The 19,000-nt window shown below is 42.4% G+C and carries 18 protein-coding genes and 1 riboswitch; of the genes, 3 read left to right on the top strand and 15 right to left on the bottom strand.

From position 1 onward, the window contains the following. Positions 1-69 precede the first annotated feature (69 nt). Positions 70-843 (top strand): DUF3891 family protein, encoded by a 774-nt coding sequence (locus NST31_RS14660; protein WP_339161618.1) that lies wholly within the window; start codon positions 70-72, stop codon positions 841-843. 41 nt (positions 844-884) lie between these two features. Here NST31_RS14660 and NST31_RS14655 read toward each other — a convergent pair whose 3' ends face one another. The 15 genes from NST31_RS14655 to NST31_RS14585 all read right to left on the bottom strand — a co-directional run bounded on the left by NST31_RS14655 (position 885) and on the right by NST31_RS14585 (position 17,778). Next, a complete protein-coding gene (locus NST31_RS14655) occupies positions 885-2,189 on the bottom strand; it encodes an O-acetylhomoserine aminocarboxypropyltransferase/cysteine synthase family protein (RefSeq protein WP_339161616.1) in 1,305 nt (434 codons plus the stop codon). A gap of 149 nt (positions 2,190-2,338) precedes the next feature. Continuing rightward, positions 2,339-2,450: riboswitch (SAM riboswitch) on the bottom strand. A 102-nt stretch (positions 2,451-2,552) separates the two neighbouring features. Next, entirely contained in the window at positions 2,553-3,146 is a 594-nt protein-coding gene (locus NST31_RS14650; protein WP_339161614.1) for a redoxin domain-containing protein, read from the bottom strand. Then, on the bottom strand, positions 3,139-3,756 hold the full coding sequence (locus tag NST31_RS14645; protein ID WP_339161611.1) for a hypothetical protein: 618 nt from the start codon (positions 3,754-3,756) through the stop codon (positions 3,139-3,141). The genes NST31_RS14650 and NST31_RS14645 overlap by 8 nt, the downstream gene beginning before the upstream one ends. 30 nt (positions 3,757-3,786) lie before the next feature. Next, a complete protein-coding gene (gene cls, locus NST31_RS14640) occupies positions 3,787-5,229 on the bottom strand; it encodes a cardiolipin synthase (RefSeq protein WP_339165567.1) in 1,443 nt (480 codons plus the stop codon). Between the two features lie 617 nt (positions 5,230-5,846). Beyond that, complete coding sequence (locus tag NST31_RS14635; RefSeq protein ID WP_339161609.1) at positions 5,847-7,253, bottom strand: peptidoglycan DD-metalloendopeptidase family protein; 1,407 nt, start codon at positions 7,251-7,253, stop codon at positions 5,847-5,849. A gap of 89 nt (positions 7,254-7,342) precedes the next feature. Further along, positions 7,343-8,227 (bottom strand): permease-like cell division protein FtsX, encoded by an 885-nt coding sequence (gene ftsX / locus NST31_RS14630; protein WP_077111620.1) that lies wholly within the window; start codon positions 8,225-8,227, stop codon positions 7,343-7,345. Continuing rightward, on the bottom strand, positions 8,217-8,903 hold the full coding sequence (ftsE, locus tag NST31_RS14625) for a cell division ATP-binding protein FtsE (protein ID WP_339161606.1): 687 nt from the start codon (positions 8,901-8,903) through the stop codon (positions 8,217-8,219). The genes ftsX and ftsE overlap by 11 nt, the downstream gene beginning before the upstream one ends. A gap of 360 nt (positions 8,904-9,263) precedes the next feature. After that, the gene (gene cccB, locus NST31_RS14620) at positions 9,264-9,590 is read right to left on the bottom strand and encodes a cytochrome c551 (RefSeq protein WP_339161604.1); all 327 of its coding nucleotides are present in this window, start codon (positions 9,588-9,590) and stop codon (positions 9,264-9,266) included. Between the two features lie 88 nt (positions 9,591-9,678). Continuing rightward, positions 9,679-10,777, bottom strand: a protein-coding gene (gene prfB, locus NST31_RS14615) for a peptide chain release factor 2 (RefSeq protein ID WP_339161601.1) whose coding sequence is annotated in 2 segments (ribosomal slippage) — positions 9,679-10,704 and positions 10,706-10,777 — 1,098 coding nt in all. Because the reading frame shifts where the segments join, the coding sequence is not laid out codon by codon here. Positions 10,778-10,810: 33 nt separating this feature from the next. Next, positions 10,811-13,324, bottom strand: a complete 2,514-nt coding sequence (secA, locus tag NST31_RS14610) for a preprotein translocase subunit SecA (protein WP_077111623.1) — start codon at positions 13,322-13,324, stop codon at positions 10,811-10,813. 652 nt (positions 13,325-13,976) lie between these two features. Beyond that, positions 13,977-14,525, bottom strand: coding sequence for a ribosome-associated translation inhibitor RaiA (gene raiA / locus NST31_RS14605; protein WP_077111624.1), 549 nt, complete (start codon positions 14,523-14,525; stop codon positions 13,977-13,979). A gap of 108 nt (positions 14,526-14,633) precedes the next feature. Beyond that, positions 14,634-14,984 carry a flagellar protein FliT gene (locus NST31_RS14600; RefSeq protein ID WP_339161597.1) on the bottom strand — a complete coding sequence of 117 codons (351 nt, stop codon included), beginning with the start codon at positions 14,982-14,984 and terminating at the stop codon, positions 14,634-14,636. Next, entirely contained in the window at positions 14,981-15,388 is a 408-nt protein-coding gene (fliS, locus tag NST31_RS14595; protein WP_077111626.1) for a flagellar export chaperone FliS, read from the bottom strand. The genes NST31_RS14600 and fliS overlap by 4 nt, the downstream gene beginning before the upstream one ends. Before the next feature lie 28 nt (positions 15,389-15,416). Beyond that, positions 15,417-17,405, bottom strand: a complete 1,989-nt coding sequence (fliD, locus tag NST31_RS14590; RefSeq protein ID WP_339161594.1) for a flagellar filament capping protein FliD — start codon at positions 17,403-17,405, stop codon at positions 15,417-15,419. Positions 17,406-17,427: 22 nt separating this feature from the next. Next, positions 17,428-17,778 (bottom strand): flagellar protein FlaG, encoded by a 351-nt coding sequence (locus NST31_RS14585; RefSeq protein ID WP_339161593.1) that lies wholly within the window; start codon positions 17,776-17,778, stop codon positions 17,428-17,430. 209 nt (positions 17,779-17,987) lie between these two features. On the opposite strand from NST31_RS14585, the gene NST31_RS14580 reads away from it, so the two are divergent. Both NST31_RS14580 and NST31_RS14575 read left to right on the top strand, forming a co-directional pair. Then, positions 17,988-18,164, top strand: coding sequence for a hypothetical protein (locus NST31_RS14580; RefSeq protein WP_171973892.1), 177 nt, complete (start codon positions 17,988-17,990; stop codon positions 18,162-18,164). A 172-nt stretch (positions 18,165-18,336) separates the two neighbouring features. Beyond that, entirely contained in the window at positions 18,337-18,954 is a 618-nt protein-coding gene (locus NST31_RS14575) for a diphthine--ammonia ligase (RefSeq protein WP_339161592.1), read from the top strand. Positions 18,955-19,000 lie beyond the last annotated feature (46 nt).

Raw genomic sequence — 19,000 nt, 5'->3', positions numbered from 1 at the left:
ACGACATACCTGTTTACGGGGCGAAAAAATGTTACCATATAAAGAATGATCATATGAAGGAGGCGCCTCATGATCGTCAGGGACCGTTTGGGTGAATTTGTCATGATCGAACAAGACCATCATGCCCGCATATCAGGTGAAATTTTTTCCTATTGGCAGCCAGAATACTTCAGAGGTGTGAAATGGAAAAAGTCGGTTCTGCACGCTGTCGCCAATCATGATTGCGGTTGGAAAATGATTGACCAACAGCCTTTTTGGAACGAAAAAAAACGGGCTCCGTACACGTTTATGGATTTTCCCCCACCTGCCAAAACACTTATATATAGCAGCGGGATAAATGAAGTAGAAAGCCGCGATCCATACGCAGCACTCTTATGCAGTGAACATTATGTGCGTTTTCAACAGCATGATGAAACCCCCGAAGCGAAACAATTTGTTACATCCGAAAAGGCCAGGCAGCATAGGCTGATGACATCCATTACCGACTTTAAGCAGTCGTTGTTCGATTTCCACTATGGACTTCTCCAGCTTTGTGACAATTTATCTTTGTATATTTGTCTCAATGAACCCGGTGTAAACAAAGAAAAAGAATTTCCATTTTTCCGCAAAGGCATTCCCCTGCCGCATACACTTAATGTTTTTTCTAAGGGAGTACTGCATGCACGCTGGCTGGATAGCCATACAATCGGCTTGGATGAATTCCCTTTGAAACAGCCGATTACCATCAGCTTGAAACAAAAAACAGTTTCCAAAGAAAAGATTTCCAAGCAAGGACTCATCGAAAGCTATTTGGCTACTCCATATGAAACGGTCGGTATTCGGCTAGTGCCTACAGAAAAATAAGGCTGTAAACGCTCGTGACGTTCACAGCCTTATGCAGCATTTTAATTGGATTGCTTTACAGCTTCAACTGCTTTTTCAATCGCTTGCCCCAAGTCGGCTGTAATGTCTTCTACAGCTTCCAATCCAATGGCAAGGCGGATTAATTCTTCCGTTACGCCTGTATTTTTCAATTCTTCGGCGCTTAACTGCTGGTGAGTGGTTGACGCGGGATGAATGATCAGTGATTTTGCATCTCCGACATTTGCCACATGAGACCAAAGCTTAACATTATCAATCGCATTTCTCCCTGCTTTCCTTCCGCCTTTAATGCCAAAATTGACGACGGCGCCAGGGCCTTTTGGCAAGTATTTTTGAGCGAGCTCGTAAGATGGGTGACTTTCAAGACCCGGATAGGAAACCCATTCAACTGCATCATGGTTTTGTAAAAATTCAGCGACTTCTTTGGCATTTTCAACATGTCTTTGAACACGAACGTGCAATGTTTCAAGTCCTTGCAGGAAAATAAAGGCATTGTCCGGGCTTAGGCAAGGTCCAAAGTCACGAAGCAATTGCACGCGAAGTTTAACGGCAAATGCGGCTTCCGGCAAATCAATTCCGTAGCGGATGCCGTGATAACTTCTGTCCGGCTTGATAAAATCCGGGAATTTTTCGTTATTCCAATCGAACTTGCCGGCATCGACGACAACTCCTCCGATCGCTGTTCCGTGTCCACCGATCCATTTTGTGGCTGAATGAACAACGATATCCGCTCCCCACTCGATCGGCCTTAGTAAGTATGGTGTGGCAAACGTGCTGTCCACGATCAATGGAATTCGATGGTTATGGGCCACTTTGGCAACTGCTTCTATATCAAGTATGTGAAGGCTCGGATTTCCGATCACCTCCGCAAAAATGGCTTTCGTTTTTGGCGTGAGCGCTTTACGGAAGTTTTCTGGATCTTTTGGATCGACAAATTTTACATGGATGCCATATTTCGGAAGAGTGGTTGAAAACAGGTTATATGTTCCGCCATATAGATCGGTCGCCGCTACTATTTCATCTCCGGCTCCGGCAATATTCAAGATGGAAAACGCGATAGCCGCCGCTCCAGAAGAAAGAGCAACAGCAGCTGTGCCTCCCTCTAGTTCCGCTACTCTTTTTTCAAATACATCCACGGTCGGGTTCATGATTCTTGTATAAATGTTGCCCGGCTCTTCCAAAGCAAACAATTTTTGGGCATGTTCCGTGTTTTTAAAAACATAAGAAGTTGTTCTGTACACGGGAACTGCACGAGATCCTGTTTCATCTGGCTCCTGTCCCCCATGAAGCAATACTGTTTCCGGCTGATAATTTTTTCCTTGTGTCATTTTTTGACACCCTCCTTAAAATGATTTTAAAGCCATCGGAATAATAAGATTTATGGCGATTAAACGTCTCAATCTTGAGAAAAGGGGGAGATTTCGTAAATCAAAAAGCCCCCTTCCGAATAAGAAGAGGGCTGATTTATCTTTTCCTCCCCTTATCTTCCAAGCCATAGTCATGACCTGTAGGAATTAGCACCTTTTCAGAAAAAACTGAAGGTTGCCGGGCATCGCAGGGCCTATTCCCTCCGCCGCTCTTGATAAGAGTAATGCTGATATCATTTAGTTTTTATGTGGTTGTTTTAACTCTTGCATGTAAGTATATACTACCGCTCTATCGCCTGTCAAACATTTTTCAAAAATAAAACATTAATTCATTTCTGAAACAAGTCGTTCCATCATTTCTTGATCCATTGGGCCAATGATTTTTTTGCGGATAATCCCATTTGTATCAATCATATAGGTCGTTGGAATGGTGATCGTCTGATATGTGTTCCCGACATCTCCCTCTTCATCCAAAAGGATCGGAAATGTTAGTTTGTATTCGCTTTTGAATTCTTCCACTTTTGAACGTTTATTGGATACTCGCTCAGCATATGTCAAGTTGACCGCGATAATTTCCACGTTTTGGCTGTTCGCCTTCGTTTCATAATATTGTTGCATGTGAGGCATTTCAGCTTTGCAAGGGGGACACCAAGTAGCCCAAAAATTTAAAATGACTTTCTTTCCCTTGTAATCTGAAAGTCTCTTTTTTTCCCCATTCAATGACGACAGCTCAAAATCTGGAGGTACTTCCCCTTCTTTTAAACCTTCTTTCGCAAAAGTCTTTTCTGCTGCTTGAGAGTTGAATTGCTCTTGAGCCGACTTGATTTCGTTGTTCTCACGTATATCCTTGATGATATTCACAACCACAATCCCCAGCAATAAGCCAATCAGTGCCAGTCCAAATATTCTCTTACTCATCGGCTCTCTTCCTTTCTGTAAGGATGGTTGCGGCTAAAGCGCCACAAACCGCCACGTACGTTGCCATCGGAGCAGATAGCATGTCTCCCTTAAAAGAATAGATGAAGGCTTGGAAACATGTAAATAAGATGAGGAGTTGCAACTGCCAAATGGTTTGTCCCGCTTTTTTCCTTGTCCATAAGAAAAACAGGATCGCTCCCAATATATGGATAGACCCCATTAGTATATGCCGCGCATTCAACAGATAGAACGCAAGTTCATACACAAGGGCCGAAAACAACCATGCCTCCACGAGCAGGCTACTGTTTAGCCTGTTTCGCAGCACTTTTACACACAGATAAATAAATGCCCCGGCCATGCCTAATGCATAGCCTTTCCAGCCACCATTAAAATATAGGATCATCAGCGGATTCTTGATCACAGTTGAAAATTGAAAAAGGATGACGCTTAGCTTCCATATAAGAAAAAATATAAAAAATGCATTGCCCATATCGTCTGCCACTGCTTTTTTTCTTTGAATGACAAAGTAAAGAAATGTAAGCAAAAACGCTGCGCCAATGGCTGCCCAAGAAGCAGGAAAAGAGAGAGGGCCGATCGTATACCACTTCAAAACAATTACCCCATTTTTCTTTCAGAAATATTAAAGAACTGGTGACAATAAACGGGAAATCGACTCTTTGAATCGTATAAAAAGCGGCCTTTCTAAATATTCTTTGTAGGTGAGCTCCCGTGACAGTTCGACATCCTTTTTAAAAATATCAACGAGTTTTTCAACAACTGCGTCATCATATAAAAAAGCGTTCACTTCAAAATTGAGACGAAAACTGCGTACATCGATATTGGCCGTTCCCACTGTGGCAATTTTACCATCCGCGATTAATGTTTTTGCATGAATAAAGCCATTTTCATAAATATATACTTTTGCGCCCGTTTTTAACATTTCTCCAACATTGGAATACGTCGCCCAGTACACAAATGGATGGTCAGGCTTATTCGGAATCATCAATCTTACATCTACACCAGACAATACAGCAATTTTTAATGCGTCCAATACACTCGCATCCGGGATAAAATAGGGAGTTTGTATATAAATATAATCTTTGGCAGAGTTGATCATTTTGATATATCCATACTTAATCTGCTCCCATTCGGAATCCGGACCGCTTGAAACAATTTGGACATCCGTATCCCCAATAGAATTTATCTCGGGGAACAGTCTGTCTTCATAACTGATTTTACTGGAAGACGCTTGGTTCCAATCCAGAATAAAACGTGTTTGCATGGCAAACACAGCCTTCCCAAAAATCCGCAAATGAGTGTCCCGCCAGTAGCCAAACTTTTGATTTAACCCCAAATATTCATCTCCGATGTTAAAGCCGCCTATATAGCCAACCTTTCCATCAATGATTGCCAACTTCCTATGATTACGATAATTCACCTGCAAGTTAAGATGAGGGATAATCGCAGGGAAAAAAGCACTCACTTTTCCGCCGGCTTCAATCAGCGGACGAAAAAACTTCCTCGGTAGTCGCCTTGAACCCATGGCGTCATAAAGAACACGTACCTCCACACCTTCTTTTGCTTTCGACACCAACAAGGATAAAAGCTTATTCCCCAGATCATCGCTGCGCATAATATAGTATACGAGATGAACATGGTCCTTGGCAGATCTTATATCATCCATTAACGCCTCAAACTTTTCATTGCCATCCGTAAAAATATCGACATGATTATCTTGTGTCAGCACTGCACTGTCGTTGACGAGCAGCATATAGATCAAGTCTTTATACTGAGCCGCTTTATTGCCATGAAATGGAAAATTCCCTGAACGAAGCAACTGAATTTGATTCTCCGTTATTTCCATAATCCCGATTTTATTCTGATCTTTCCAATCAAATATTTTTTTTCGGCTTAAATTCTGCCCAAAAATCAAATACAGGACAAAGCCGACAACCGGTATAAAAAACAATACCAAAAGCCATGCCCACGTTGCCCCCGCATCCCTTCTTTCGAGAAAAACAACAAAGCCTGCGAGCACAATATTTAAGATAAGAAAAATACTAATGATGCCTGTAGTAACCATTGCCCACGTCATAGTTTCGCCCCTCGCATCTTTCATTTAGATACATCGAACAAACTGAATTTATTTTACCACATTATTTCCTTCTCCACATATAATTGACGGCCTCGATGCGTTTCACATTGGTCGAGAACCACTTTCAAATGGAGAATTTTGCTTTATACGCGGGTATTTTGCTTTATACGCGGGTATTTTGCTTTATACGCGGGTATTTTGCTTTATACGCGGGTATTTTGCTTTATACGCGGGTATTTTGCTTTATACGCGGGTATTTTGCTTTATACGCGGGTATTTTGCTTTATACGCGGGTATTTTGCTTTATACGCGGGTATTTTGCTTTATACGCGGGTATTTTGCTTTATACGCGGGTATTTTGCTTTATACGCGGGTATTTTGCTTTATACGCGGGTATTTTGCTTTATACGCGGGTATTTTGCTTTATACGCGGGTATTTTGCTTTATACGCGGGTATTTTGCTTTATACGCGGGTATTTTGCTTTATACGCGGGTATTTTGCTTTATACGCGGGTAGGCGATGCTCCACGCACGCAAAATGCGTGCGGGAGCATCGCCTAAACCAGAAAGCGCCGCATCCCGGCGGATGCGGCGCTTTTCCCTTATTAGTTAATATATTGTCTTGGGTTTACTGCATTTGATTTTGCTCCGTTCCAGCTGCCTACATGGATTTCAAAATGCAAATGTTGTCCGAAAGACTGTCCGGTATTGCCCATATATCCAATGACCTGGCCTTTTTTGACCGATTGGCCACTGCCTACTTTACGGCTGTCCTCTCTCATATGGGCATATACGGTTGTATAAGTTTGGCCATTCATTCGGTGTGTGATATAAATAACTTCGCCGTAACTGCTGGAGAATTCGGATCGAAAGACGACTCCATCAGCTGCCGCCACAATTGGCACTGTTCCACCCGCTGCGATGTCAAGCCCGTAATGGAATCCGCCACTGCGTGGCCCGTATCCGGATGAAAATCTGCCTGCGGCAGGTCTTGTGAACATTCCTGAAGATACAGGCGGTGCTCCTACGCTGGGACCAGAGTTGCTTGGAGGTGAATACTGCTTTTTGGGAGCAGCCGGTGCACCCTTGCTTCCTCCAGCGGAAGGACGGCTTTGCGGAGCCTGCTTGGATTGTTGAGATTGTTTGGATTGTTGGGCTTGTTCCGCTTGTTTAGCCGCAGCAGCTGCCGCAGCCGCCTCTGCTGCCTCACGCTCTTTTCTTTCTTGCTCTATTCTCGCATTTTCCGCCTTGATCGCTTCTTGAATCGCGGCATTTTGCGCGCTTAGGATTCTCTCTTCTTCTTCCAAAGAGAGTTTTTCAGTCTCGGCATGTTGTTTCTCGGCTTCGAGCTGTTTTACCGCTTCAGCCTTCTGGGCTTTTTGTGAATCCAAGCCCGCTTTTAACTCTTCGAGTTCCTTTAGCATGTTGTTAAGATCGGCAAGCTTCTGTTCCACTTTTATTTTATTTTCTTCGAGCTTATCTTTATCGCGTTGCTGCTCCTCCATGATTTCCCTATCGGCACTTACTATAGTGGATACCGCCGAGAAGCGGTCAATAAAGTCTCCGAAGCTTTCAGATCCTAAAAACACGTCAATATAATTGACTGAGCCGCCATTTTGTTGAATGTTCCGGGCTCTTTCTTTTAAAAGCTCGTCCCGTTTTTCAATTTTTAATTTTAATTCTTCAATTTCTGCTTTGAGCTTTTCAATTTCTGCTTTCGTGTCAGCAATTTGCTTTTCTTTTTGTCCAATTTTATCGCTCGTGGCGGTGATATCCCGCTCGAGCTTTTCCACCTGCAACTCAAGCCCGCTTTTTTCGCTTTCAAGCTTGTTTATTTGGTTGTTCTTTTTTTCTATGGATTCATTAACATTGGACCGCTTGTTGACAATTTCATTTTGTTCATTTTGCAAATCTGATAGTTTTGAAGCTGAAGCATCCCCTATGTAAGCAAATGAACTCCCAAACCCGATTATTCCTGCCAATGTATAAGTTACAATTGAACGCTGTTTCAACAAAAAGTTCCCCTTTCTCCCAAGCACTGTTTCTCTATTGATGAAGTGGTTTTAATCTTGTTCACGAGGGTATCGTATCTATGGATACTTTATACTTTCAAAAAGCGTCTGACTGATATGAAACTGCCCCAACCACCAATAATGACTCCTATTAATAGAATAATCGCGCTTACTTGAAATACGAACGGGCTATAGTCAAGCGGCTTGATCACTGAACTCGGAATGCGTGCCGCAAGAAAATCGTATGCGTAATAATATCCCGATGTAACAGCAATAATTGGGATAATTGCTCCGATAAAACCAAGCCACATCCCTTCCAGCAAAAATGGCCATCTGATAAACCAGTTTGTAGCGCCGACGAGTTTCATAATCTCAATTTCCCGGCGTCTTGCAAAAATGGTAATTTTGATCGTGTTGGAAATTAAGAACATAGCCGTAAACAACAAGCCAATAATTAAAACAAGCCCGACATTTCTGCTTGTCTTCAACGTGTTGAACAGCTTTTCAACTTTCTTTTCACCATAAACAGCTGAATTGACGAATTCAAACGTGCCGATTTCTTTGGCGACTGCCGGAGTGTCTGTCGGTTTTTTCGTTTTGACGATAAACACGTCATGCAACGGGTTTTCCTGTTCGTATAATTCCCAGTCTTTTCCCATTGTCTTGATCAAGTGGGTCAATTCATCTTCTTTTGAAGAAAAGGTGACAGACTCTACCTTATCCAGGCTCTCTATCTTTTGCTTCAACTTTTCTTGATCTTCTTTTTTCGCTGTTAATTCGATATGCGTCCTGATTTCAACATCGTTCTCAATGTCAGTCGCAAATTTGTTCATGTTCATCATGATCACAAAAAAAACACCGACCAAGAGCAATGTAACAGTTACGGCACTAGCGGAAGCAAAGGTCATCCAGCCATTACGGCGCAGACTTTTGAAGCTTTCACCAAGATGGCGCCGGAATGTTCTAGCTTTCATACCCATATTCCCCCTGCTGTTCATCACGAACAACTCTTCCATTTTCAATGGCAATCACGCGATGTTTCATTGTATTGACGATTTCACGGTTATGAGTCGCCATTATGACCGTTGTTCCTTGAGTATTAATTTCATCTAACAAACTCATAATTTCCCAAGATGTTTCTGGATCCAAGTTTCCTGTTGGTTCATCGGCAATCACAACTTTAGGCTTATTCACAATCGATCTTGCAATAGATACACGCTGCTGTTCCCCACCGGAAAGCTCGGATGGGAGCATGCGTACTTTATGTTTCAACCCTACAAGCGCCAACACTTCCATGACTCTCGCTTTTATGGCTTTCGGATGGTGTTCGATCACTTCCAGGGCAAAAGCAACATTCTCAAATACTGTCAATGTAGGCAGAAGTTTAAAGTCTTGGAAAACGACCCCAACATTCCGCCGCAAATGCGGAATTTCTCTATTTTTTAAGCTCGATAAGTTAAATCCGTTTACTATTATTTTACCAGTAGTCGGTTTTTCCTCACGGTAAATCATTTTGATAAAGGTTGTTTTGCCTGCTCCGCTCGGACCAACCACAAATACAAATTCGCCTTGATTGATCAGAATGTTCAAGCCATTGGCCGCCATAATTCCGTTGGGATATTTCTTTGTCACATCTTGCATTTCTATCATAACTAATCACCTTGCTCCCCATTCTGCATCAATGGTGTACTGCGCACTAAGCAACAGATTAAGGGTTTGCCCCTTTCAATTTCTGCAATTTATGTACGACAAGCGGGTTTAAAAAACACGTCAAATAATATCGAAATTTAATCCCAAACCCATTATAACATCCGTAAATTATAAGTTAAGATATATTTATATTACATTTATGTTTCAAATTGTCATATTCTGTAACACGAGACATAATCTGAAATACCTATTTCTTCCATAATTTCATTAAAAATCAAGAAGATTTTCTCGGGACTTTCAGCCCATCCCAAAAAAGAACAAGCTGCCAAAAAGTGCAGCTTGTCATTTCGTTTATTTTTGTTATTTTTTCTCCGCTAACCAAGTAGCTACTTTGTCAGCATCATCACCGGAAATAATGTTTTCCGGCATGCCTGCCGCCCCATTTTTAATTGTTTTAAGGATATCATCTTTACTTAACCGTGATCCAACATCAGCTAATTTAGGGCCGCTAACTCCCTCCAAATTTTCTCCATGACAGCTGGCACAATTTTGCGCATAGATTTTTTCTGCACCCGCGGATGTTGTTTCACCGCCGTCTTTTTTGTCGTTGTCTCCGCCTCCGCCACATGCGGCCAGACCTATTACAAGGCCGGCTCCCGCGATGAAAGCCATCATTTTCCTCTTCAAGATCACACATCTCCTTTATCAAAATGGTGCTCCTTTAGTATACCAATAAATGATTTTTTTTAAACTTAAAAGCCCTCATAATTAATGTTTACAGGCGGGATCTTAAATATCCGTTAATAAAAATGTCAATATCTCCATCTGTCACCGCCTGCACGTTTCCCACTTCAATATTAGTGCGATGGTCTTTTACCATGGAATAGGGATGGAACACATACGAACGGATTTGACTTCCCCAGCCAATTTCTTTTTGTTCGCCGCGAATGTCAGCCAATTCTTTTTCCTTTTGCTCAATTTCTCGCTGGTATAACTTTGCTTTTAACATTTTCATGGCTTTTTCGCGGTTTTTGATTTGTGAACGCTCATTTTGGCATGTGACTACAGTTCCCGTTGGCAGGTGAGTAATCCGGACGGCGGAATCTGTTGTGTTGACATGTTGGCCGCCGGCTCCACTTGACCGGTACGTATCGATTTTAAGATCCTCGGATTTGATTTCAATTTCAATATCATCGGTAAATTCGGGCATCACTTCACATGATACGAACGAAGTGTGCCTTCTTCCGGAAGAATCGAAAGGTGAAATGCGGACAAGCCGATGGACTCCTTTTTCCGCCTTTAAATAGCCGTAAGCATTATGGCCTTTTATTAAAAGTGTAACACTTTTAATGCCAGCCTCATCCCCAGGCAAGTAATCAAGTGTTTCCACCTTGAACCCGTGCTTTTCCGCCCAACGGGTATACATGCGAAGCAGGATTGAGCCCCAGTCCTGGGACTCTGTTCCTCCCGCACCTGGATGCAGTTCCAGTATTGCGTTATTTTTATCATACGGTTCGCTTAAAAGGAGTTGCAATTCATAGTTGTCGAGCTTGGAAATCAACCCTTTCACATCGTTCTCAAGTTCCGTTTCAAGCTCGGCGTCTCCTTCCTCTTTAACAAGCTCATAAGTAATTTCCAAATCCTCTTGGCTTTCCTGCAACTCTTTAAATTCCCCGACGAGATCCTTTAAAGCATTCATTTCATTAATAACAGCTTGCGCTGCCGATTGGTCGTCCCAAAAATCCGGAGCAGCCATCTTCTCTTCCAACTCGGCAATTCTTGCTTCTTTTGCCTCTAAGTCAAAGAGACCCCCTAAAATCAGCGAGTCTCTTCGCTGTATTTTCCAACTCGGATCGAACTTCAAATAGCTCCATCTTTTACACCTCTGCTATATCTTGGATTGTTTGTTATGCCAGTCTGCCGTGACAATGTTTGTATTTTTTGCCTGATCCGCATGGACAAGGGGCGTTACGCCCAACACTTTCTTTCCGGCGGACCGGCTTTCTTTTCGCTTTTCCACCGTCTTCCTTCGGGTTGACCGCCTGGCCTTTTGCCACTTCTTCACGCTGTAAATTGCTGCGGATTTCAGCTTTCATTATATATTTTGCAACATCTTCCTCGATTGATACGATCATGTTTTCAAACATTTGGAAGCCTTCGTTTTGATATTCGCGAAGCGGATCAATTTGTCCATATGCCCGCAAATGGATTCCTTGGCGCAGTTGATCCATCGCGTCGATATGGTCGATCCATTTCGTGTCAACTGAACGGAGAAGAATGACCTTTTCAAACTCCCGCATCTGTTCGGGCGTAAGTGTCTCTTCTTTTTCATCATAACGCGCCTTGACTTTTTCAATAATCAAGTCCACCATTTCCTCAGGTTCCTTGCCCCTTAAGTCAGTAGCGGTTATGTCACCTTCTGGTAAAAGGTTGGCGGAAACATAGTCGACAATACCTTCCAAGTTCCATTGTTCTTCTTCTTCGTGTTGCGGCGTATTAGCTTCAACGGCACGCTTTACGACCGATTGAATCATATTTTCCACAATTTCACGAAGATCCTCTGCTTCCATTACTTCATTCCGCTGTTTATAAATGATTTCCCGCTGCTGGCGAAGGACATCATCGTATTGCAGTAGTTGTTTACGGGCATCAAAGTTATTCCCTTCTACCCGTTTTTGTGCCGATTCTACCGCCCTTGTCACCATTTTGCTCTGGATCGGTTCGGAATCGTCCATGCCAAGCCTTTCCATCATATTTTTCAAATTATCGGATCCGAAGCGGCGCATCAATTCATCTTCCATGGAAAGATAAAACTGTGTAACACCAGGATCTCCCTGACGTCCCGAACGCCCGCGGAGCTGGTTGTCAATCCGACGTGATTCGTGGCGTTCTGTACCGATAACAGCAAGGCCGCCTACTTCAAGCACGCCCTCGCCCAGCTTAATATCGGTACCCCGTCCAGCCATGTTGGTCGCAATCGTAACGGCTCCTTTTTGGCCGGCCTGGGTAATAATTTCGGCTTCGCGTTCATGATTTTTCGCATTCAAGACATTATGGGGGATTCCTTTTTTCTTTAATAGCGAACTAATCAGTTCGGATGTTTCAATTGCAACTGTACCAACCAGAACAGGCTGCCCCTTCTGATGACGTTCCGCTATATCTTCTACAACCGCGCGGAATTTGCCTTGCATCGATGCATAAATCAGGTCGGGCCGATCGTCCCGAATGATGGGTTTATTCGTGGGAATGGCCACAACACGCATATTGTAAATATTGCGGAATTCTTCTTCTTCCGTTTTGGCCGTACCAGTCATACCTGCAAGCTTGTCATACATTCTAAAATAGTTCTGGAATGTGATCGTGGCCATTGTCATCGATTCATTTTGAATATCGACGCCTTCTTTTGCTTCAATTGCTTGATGCAACCCATCACTGAAGCGGCGCCCTTTCATGAGTCGCCCCGTAAATTGGTCAACGATGACAATTTCTCCGTCCTGCACGACGTAATCAATATCCCTATGCATGCTTACATGTGCTTTTAACGCCTGGTTAATATGGTGGTTTAACGTAACATGGGATATATCGAACAAATTGTCGATATGAAAAGCGCGTTCCGCTTTATTAATACCTTCTTCCGTCAACTGGACGCCTTTTGTCTTCTCATCATACGTATAATCAATGTCTTTTTTAAGCGTATTGACAAAGGCATTTGCCTGTAAATATAATTGCGTTGATTTCTTGGCTTGCCCTGAAATAATGAGAGGTGTTCTCGCTTCATCAATCAAAATAGAGTCGACCTCGTCAATGACGGCAAAATGAAGAGATCTCTGCACGCGGTCTTCCGGGTACAACACCATATTGTCGCGCAAATAATCGAAGCCAAATTCGTTGTTTGTACCGTACGTAATATCCGCCGCATACGCTTCTTTTTTCTCGGCCTTCGACATGCTGTTCAGGTTGAGTCCGACCGTCAAACCGAGAAACTCATACAACTGCCCCATTTCCTCAGCGTCCCTGCTGGCCAAATATTCATTCACCGTCACGACATGAACGCCTTTACCAGTCAAGGCATTTAAATAAACGGGCATCGTTGCAGTCAGTGTTTTACCTTCCCCCGTCTTCATCTCGGCAATATTGCCTTCATGAAGGGTAACACCACCCATCAATTGAACGGGATAAGGATACAGTCCAAGGACACGGCGGGCACCTTCGCGAACCACCGCGAATGCTTCCACGAGCAAGGAATCGAGTGATTCACGGCTTAAATAGCGTGATTTAAATTCCTCTGTTTTTGCCCGGAGCTCATCGTCAGATTTTTTCTCCATCTCGGAACCGAGCCTTTTAATTTCAGTTGCTATTTTATCAAGCCGCCGTAATTCACGCGTATTTGAATCAAACAGTTTTGCTAAAAAAGCTGCCATACATAACTCTCCCTTGTTTAAAAATACGGGCGAAAAATCTATATACACTAAAATGAATTATATACTCACTTCATTCATTTATCATACCATTAACGACCATTTGCTGACAATAAGGCCGTGTGTGAACCTTCATTAACTGTAAATAACAAATCATTTTTTCTTTATAGTAAAACCTATTTTCTTCGTCACGTGAAGTGAATGGAACTTTTCTTGTCTCAATAATACTTATTTTAGAGCTAATTTATAAAGACCATATTCCAGCAGCGTTTAACCGCTTCACATGCGAAACCGTTGACTCTTAGTATCATACACAACTTCTGTATTGCCATCCTAATTTGTTTAGCAAGACCGCTGGCTCATTCGTTTTGCCTGATGAGATTTGTATTGCTCAGACTAAATAAAGATTTGCCTGATGAGGTTCGTATTGCTCAGACTAAATAAAGGTTTGCCTGATGAGGTTCGTATTGCTCAGACTAAATAAAGGTTTGCCTCGAGCTTCCTTCAGATTCCGCTTCGCCATGGACATCCTTGCGTTAGACTAACCACTACTTCTGCCCTTCACGGCCAGGGACTTGCACCCTATAAACTGCGCCCATGGTGGGCGAACCAAAAGAGCACGCAACCAAAAAGGCGCGTGCTCTCTTTATCTACATCAGTTTGTTTCGATTAAACCATATTTTCCGTCTTTCCGTCGATAAACAATATTCGTTCCGTTTGTTTCCGCATCCGTATAGATGAAAAAGTTGTGCCCAAGCATGTTCATTTGAAGAACCGCTTCTTCGCTGTCCATCGGTTTTAAATCAAAACGTTTTGTACGAACAATTTGTAACTCATCTTCTTCCTCTGAAGAAGCACCATTAATACCTGTTGCGAACAATTGCTCAATATTGCCCTTTTCACGGAACTTGCGATTTACTTTTGTTTTATGTTTCCGAATTTGGCGTTCGAGCTTATCGACAATTAAGTCGATGGCGGCATACATGTCATCATTTACTTCTTCTGCCCTCAACACCAATTGTGGAAGGGGAATCGTTATTTCAACTTTTGATTTTTTATCAGCGTTTACTTTTAAATTAACATGTACATTCGCTTCAGGAGTTTCAATAAAATATCTCTCTAGTTTGCCTACCTTCTTTTCTACGTGGTCTCGAATCGCCTCAGTAACCTGGATGTTTTCTCCACGAATCTGGTACTTAAGCATAAAAACTCCTCCTTTAAAGGCTATATGTATATACTTCTATATCATATCCCTTATTCCTGCCTTACACCGCCAAAAATTTTGTCGAATTTATGAGTAATAAGGTAACAATTATAGACGTTTATCATAAAAAGCCCCGTCAAGCTGGCTCGCGGACCCGTAAGGATTGGCATATCGCGATGCAGAAGTTTTTTTCAATTCTAGCTCATTTAATTCCCGTAGAATATGACTATTGACACTCTCCAATAAAAATGACAACTCGTTGTTAAGATCGACCAGCTTCTTCCCGGCTATTATGTCTTCTTCGGAAAAAGGAGGTTTTATTTGCGGCAGCAGATTCTCACGCCTGGTAAGCGTCTCTTCAATTTTATGTATCAAGCGATCACGCTCTGTGGAATTGGGATGACGGAGAATCACCAACAATTCCTCAGTAAGACGAAGGCATTCCTGGACAGCACTCATGGCATGGTCCTTTTTGATGGAGAGTGCTGTTGCTTTCTGTTAATTTGAAGGGCTTCTTTCCAGACATCGCGAAATTCCGTTATGATATCTTCTGCTTCTTTTAATAATTCCAAATCTTGATGAATATTTGCTTCAAGCAAACGCCTGTTCACATATTCATACAATGGCATCATCTCTTTTGCCAGGCCGATTTCCATATTTAACGTAGCCATCAGTTCAGCTATAATGTTTTGCGCTTTTTGAATATTTCTGTTGCGGTCCTCAATCTGATTTTCTGTAATTGCAATTTTCGCAAGGCCGATAAATTTCAAGCAGCCGTTATACAACATTAGCGTCAACTCTCCGGGAGGTGCCGTCGTGACAGAATTCGTCTGATACGTCTCATACGGATTCCTGCTCGCCATTTTTTCTCCCTCCATTCCTCATCATTCATCACATTCCAAATTGCTGCATTAAGTACATCGCCTGATTGTTCGACTGCAGAATTGATCTTTCCATTGCCGAAAATTGTCGCCACAACCTGTCTTCTACCATCTTAAGTCGCTTTTCAAACCTGTCGATGTTTTTATCAACTTCAATCAGCTCCTTGCCGATTGCAAATTGCTTATTCATTGAAGTCGCCCTGCCGGCTTTCGTCTGGATTCTTTTGATTGTTTGATCGACGGTATCATATAACTTGTTGACGATTCCCTTGTCGGAATCCGATGTTCCCGGACCGCGGAACAAGTTTTCTACAGCTTCCGGATCCTTCTCCACCGCTTCCTTTAATTTCGCTTCGTTAATTTCAAGCTTTCCGCCATCGCGATAATTGAATGTTGTTGTAATGCCAATCGCCGTCAATTGTTTGAAAGTCCCATTCGTTTCTACTGAACTATACATATCGAGGCGCATTTGGGAAAGAGCAGCGGTTAAGGTTGGGTCGCTCTTCAAGAGACCGCTTCTTGCCATTTCCTCCCACTTTTCCTGTTGCTTTTCCGTGAGCTTATCTCGCTCTTCATCGTCGGTTAGCGGCGTATATTTTCGATAACGCTCTTCGGTTAATTTATCGTTTATCTTGCCAATTAATTCATTATATTCATTGACAAAGCTTTTGATTGTTTCAACTACTGTATTCGTATCATTTGAAACCGCAACAGAAACGGGGTCTGTAAATGTCTGCTTTAAAGTAAACGTGACTCCGTTCATCGAAAAAGTGTTGGATTGGCGTTCTGTTGTTAAGCCGTTGACGGTAAATACTGCATTTTGTCCGCGTGATTCCGTCGTTCCTGAAAATTTCAAAACATCCGTGAGAAATTGGCCGGACAAGATGATTCCATCTCCGCCATTGTTAAAATCTCCGGTTTCTTTTCTCGTTAATGTCATTTGATCTTTAAATGAATCATAGAACATCGTAACCCCTGCTGAAGACTCATTTACCTTTTTTATGACGCCATTCATTGATTCATTTCCAGCAAAAAATATCCGTTCTTCCACTTTCCCTGTTGCTTGATGGGACCCAATAGTAAAACTTGAATAATTTTGTTTGAATGTGGCTGTTAGCTCTGATCCTTCAGCAAGCGGATCGTTAAACTGGATTTCGCCCGACAGCACATGAACTTTTCCAATACCTCCAAGGTCGGCAAACCCCGCATCATCGACGGAAGCCGGATCCATTGTATAAGCCGTGCCATCTATCGTGACCGTAAGCTCCGAAATCGCTCCTTTTCCCAATCTCCAATTGGATTGTTCGGCACTCGCCGTATGGGAGATCGTTTTTTCGGCAATGGCATAGTCAACTCTTACACTACTGCCTTTTGGCAAGCTTTCTCCAAATGAAAGCGTTCCTGCACCGACATCATATAAAACCTGTCCTTTTTCGGGAACTCCAGATGTCACTACTTCATAAACTTTTCCGTTCACTTTCACGTTTAGCTCATTATTGCTAATCGAAGCGCCATTTAATTCCAAGTCAATCGGTGTATTTCCATCTGGTGTCTTTAAGTACTTCGTTTCTACAACACCCTGGTTCCATGTCAAGTCCGGAAGAACAGTTTGAGACTGGCTCCATAAATTTTGGGTTAGATCTATTTTTTCTCCATCAGATGTTATTTTGTTTCCGATTCTATAGGCCGCTTTTGCCAATTGACTGACGCTCTCAATTGAATAGGAAGTCTTTGCCGCTCCACTCGCTACAGTTGCCGTCACTTTTGCTTCATCTGATGTCGATATCGTTCTTGCCTGGTAATTGCTTGAAAATTGAAGGTCTGTTAAACGTTTACGAAATCCAAGCATTAACGTATTGATCGAACGAAAATCATCACGCTGCCATTCTAAAATTTGCTTTTTCTGTTTTAACTTATCTAGTGGCATCCGGTTGACCTTCATCAAGTCATTTACCATCTTATCGATGTCCATACCACTTACCAAACCGCTGACTCTCATTTGAAACCACTTCCTTTTCCCTTTAAAGTTTCGTGTCTACAATAAGCCCCAAAGAGCTTGCTATGGACGCAAACATGTCCAGCAGCTTTTTTGGGGGGATTTCTCTTATCACTTCATCTGTTTCCTGATTGACAATTTTCACATAAAACTGATTGAGTTGCTCATGAAGCTCATATTTCAAATATGTTTGCGTTGACTGCTCTAACAGATCATTCGCGTAAGACATCGCTTTTTCCAGACGGGCTTTTGACTCGATCTTAGAAGTTTTAGAAGATTGTTCTCCCCTTTGCATGGACTCCGTAACAATCTTTTGCCGGGAAAAGGCAACAATCATTTCGTCCGCTGCAAGCCGTCCTCCAACCGATCCAACCATCGTCCTCTCTCCTTCGGCAAAAAATATCATCCTTATAAACAATATCGGCAACAAATTCAAATATTTAATAATGCTTTATTACTAATCCAAACATGGTTCGTGAGAAATGCCTATTTTGGTTTCCTGCCCTGTTTATAGATGCCTTTTCATGTGCTGAATGCATATGATGGGGTGAACATTACAAATTACATGAAAGAGGAGGATCCCAAGTGAATCACTATTATCATCCAGAAGGGTATGGCCACTATAGCCATTATGGAGCGTATCCGCAGCAAGACGAAAGACTTTGGTTCGGAAGGCCTTTCTTCAGGCCGTTTGGCTTTGGACCATTTTTTGGCCCGTTTGGCTTTGGCTTTGGCTATCCGTTCTTTCCATTTTGGTGGTAGAAGTAATATCAAAGGAAGGGTTGTCCAAAAAGTCGTTTTTTCGACTTTTGGCTTCCCTCTCTGATTATTTATTAAAAAAAATGCATTTTAGGCGGCCCCTTCGACAATTTATCCACTTATTTCCCAGGAAATTCACATTGTTTAGTATAATGAAGGGAAGGAGGAATGACTTATGAGCCAGAGAGTTGCTCTATCATGGAGTGGGGGAAAAGATAGTTGCATGGCACTACACAAGCTTGTGGAAGGAGACAAAAAAGTTGCATGCCTTGTCACGACAGTACCTCAAGAAACAGGAAGGACATTTGCCCACGATGAAGAAATCGGCAAAATGAAAGCTCAAGCGGAAGCACTCGACATTCCCATTGAATTCATCCATTGCTCATACGATACATATAATGAGGATTTTTTAAAACATTTGCTTGATCTTAAAACAAAATATGAATTAAATGCCATTGCCTTTGGCGACATTTATTTGGAAGGCCATCGAGAATGGGGAGAAAAATTAGCCACAGCTGCCGGCATTCAAGCCCTATATCCATTGTGGATGGAAGAATCCATGATGCTGGATGCGCTAAATCAATTTATCAAGCTTGGTTATAAGGCCGAAGTGATTAAAGTGAGAGGCGATATGTTACCACAGGATTGGGTCGGCCGCATACTGGACAAACGATTTATTGAAGAAATTAGCAAAAAAGCGGATATTTGCCCGATGGGGGAGTCCGGCGAGTATCATACTTTTGTTTTTGATGGGCCGTTGTTCAAGGAAAGAGTAAATACCAAAGGCCATTAGGAGTACCATATTGAAAAAAGATTCGCTTTAAAAAAGGTTGATCAAG

Source organism: Siminovitchia sp. FSL W7-1587, from assembly GCF_037963795.1.
Taxonomy (GTDB): domain Bacteria; phylum Bacillota; class Bacilli; order Bacillales; family Bacillaceae_C; genus Siminovitchia; species Siminovitchia thermophila.
This window is presented reverse-complemented; position numbering and strand designations above follow the sequence as displayed.

What these genes read in the sequence shown, in the direction of transcription:
- NST31_RS14660 (WP_339161618.1), top strand. Translation starts at nt 70, where the DNA reads ATGATCGTCAGGGACCGTTTGGGTGAATTTGTCATGATCGAACAAGAC.
- NST31_RS14655 (WP_339161616.1), bottom strand. Translation starts at nt 2,189, where the DNA reads ATGACACAAGGAAAAAATTATCAGCCGGAAACAGTATTGCTTCATGGG.
- NST31_RS14650 (WP_339161614.1), bottom strand. Translation starts at nt 3,146, where the DNA reads ATGAGTAAGAGAATATTTGGACTGGCACTGATTGGCTTATTGCTGGGG.
- cls (WP_339165567.1), bottom strand. Translation starts at nt 5,229, where the DNA reads ATGGTTACTACAGGCATCATTAGTATTTTTCTTATCTTAAATATTGTG.
- ftsX (WP_077111620.1), bottom strand. Translation starts at nt 8,227, where the DNA reads ATGAAAGCTAGAACATTCCGGCGCCATCTTGGTGAAAGCTTCAAAAGT.
- ftsE (WP_339161606.1), bottom strand. Translation starts at nt 8,903, where the DNA reads ATGATAGAAATGCAAGATGTGACAAAGAAATATCCCAACGGAATTATG.
- secA (WP_077111623.1), bottom strand. Translation starts at nt 13,324, where the DNA reads ATGGCAGCTTTTTTAGCAAAACTGTTTGATTCAAATACGCGTGAATTA.
- raiA (WP_077111624.1), bottom strand. Translation starts at nt 14,525, where the DNA reads ATGCTTAAGTACCAGATTCGTGGAGAAAACATCCAGGTTACTGAGGCG.
- NST31_RS14600 (WP_339161597.1), bottom strand. Translation starts at nt 14,984, where the DNA reads ATGAGTGCTGTCCAGGAATGCCTTCGTCTTACTGAGGAATTGTTGGTG.
- fliS (WP_077111626.1), bottom strand. Translation starts at nt 15,388, where the DNA reads ATGGCGAGCAGGAATCCGTATGAGACGTATCAGACGAATTCTGTCACG.
- fliD (WP_339161594.1), bottom strand. Translation starts at nt 17,405, where the DNA reads ATGAGAGTCAGCGGTTTGGTAAGTGGTATGGACATCGATAAGATGGTA.
- NST31_RS14585 (WP_339161593.1), bottom strand. Translation starts at nt 17,778, where the DNA reads ATGGTTGGATCGGTTGGAGGACGGCTTGCAGCGGACGAAATGATTGTT.
- NST31_RS14575 (WP_339161592.1), top strand. Translation starts at nt 18,337, where the DNA reads ATGAGCCAGAGAGTTGCTCTATCATGGAGTGGGGGAAAAGATAGTTGC.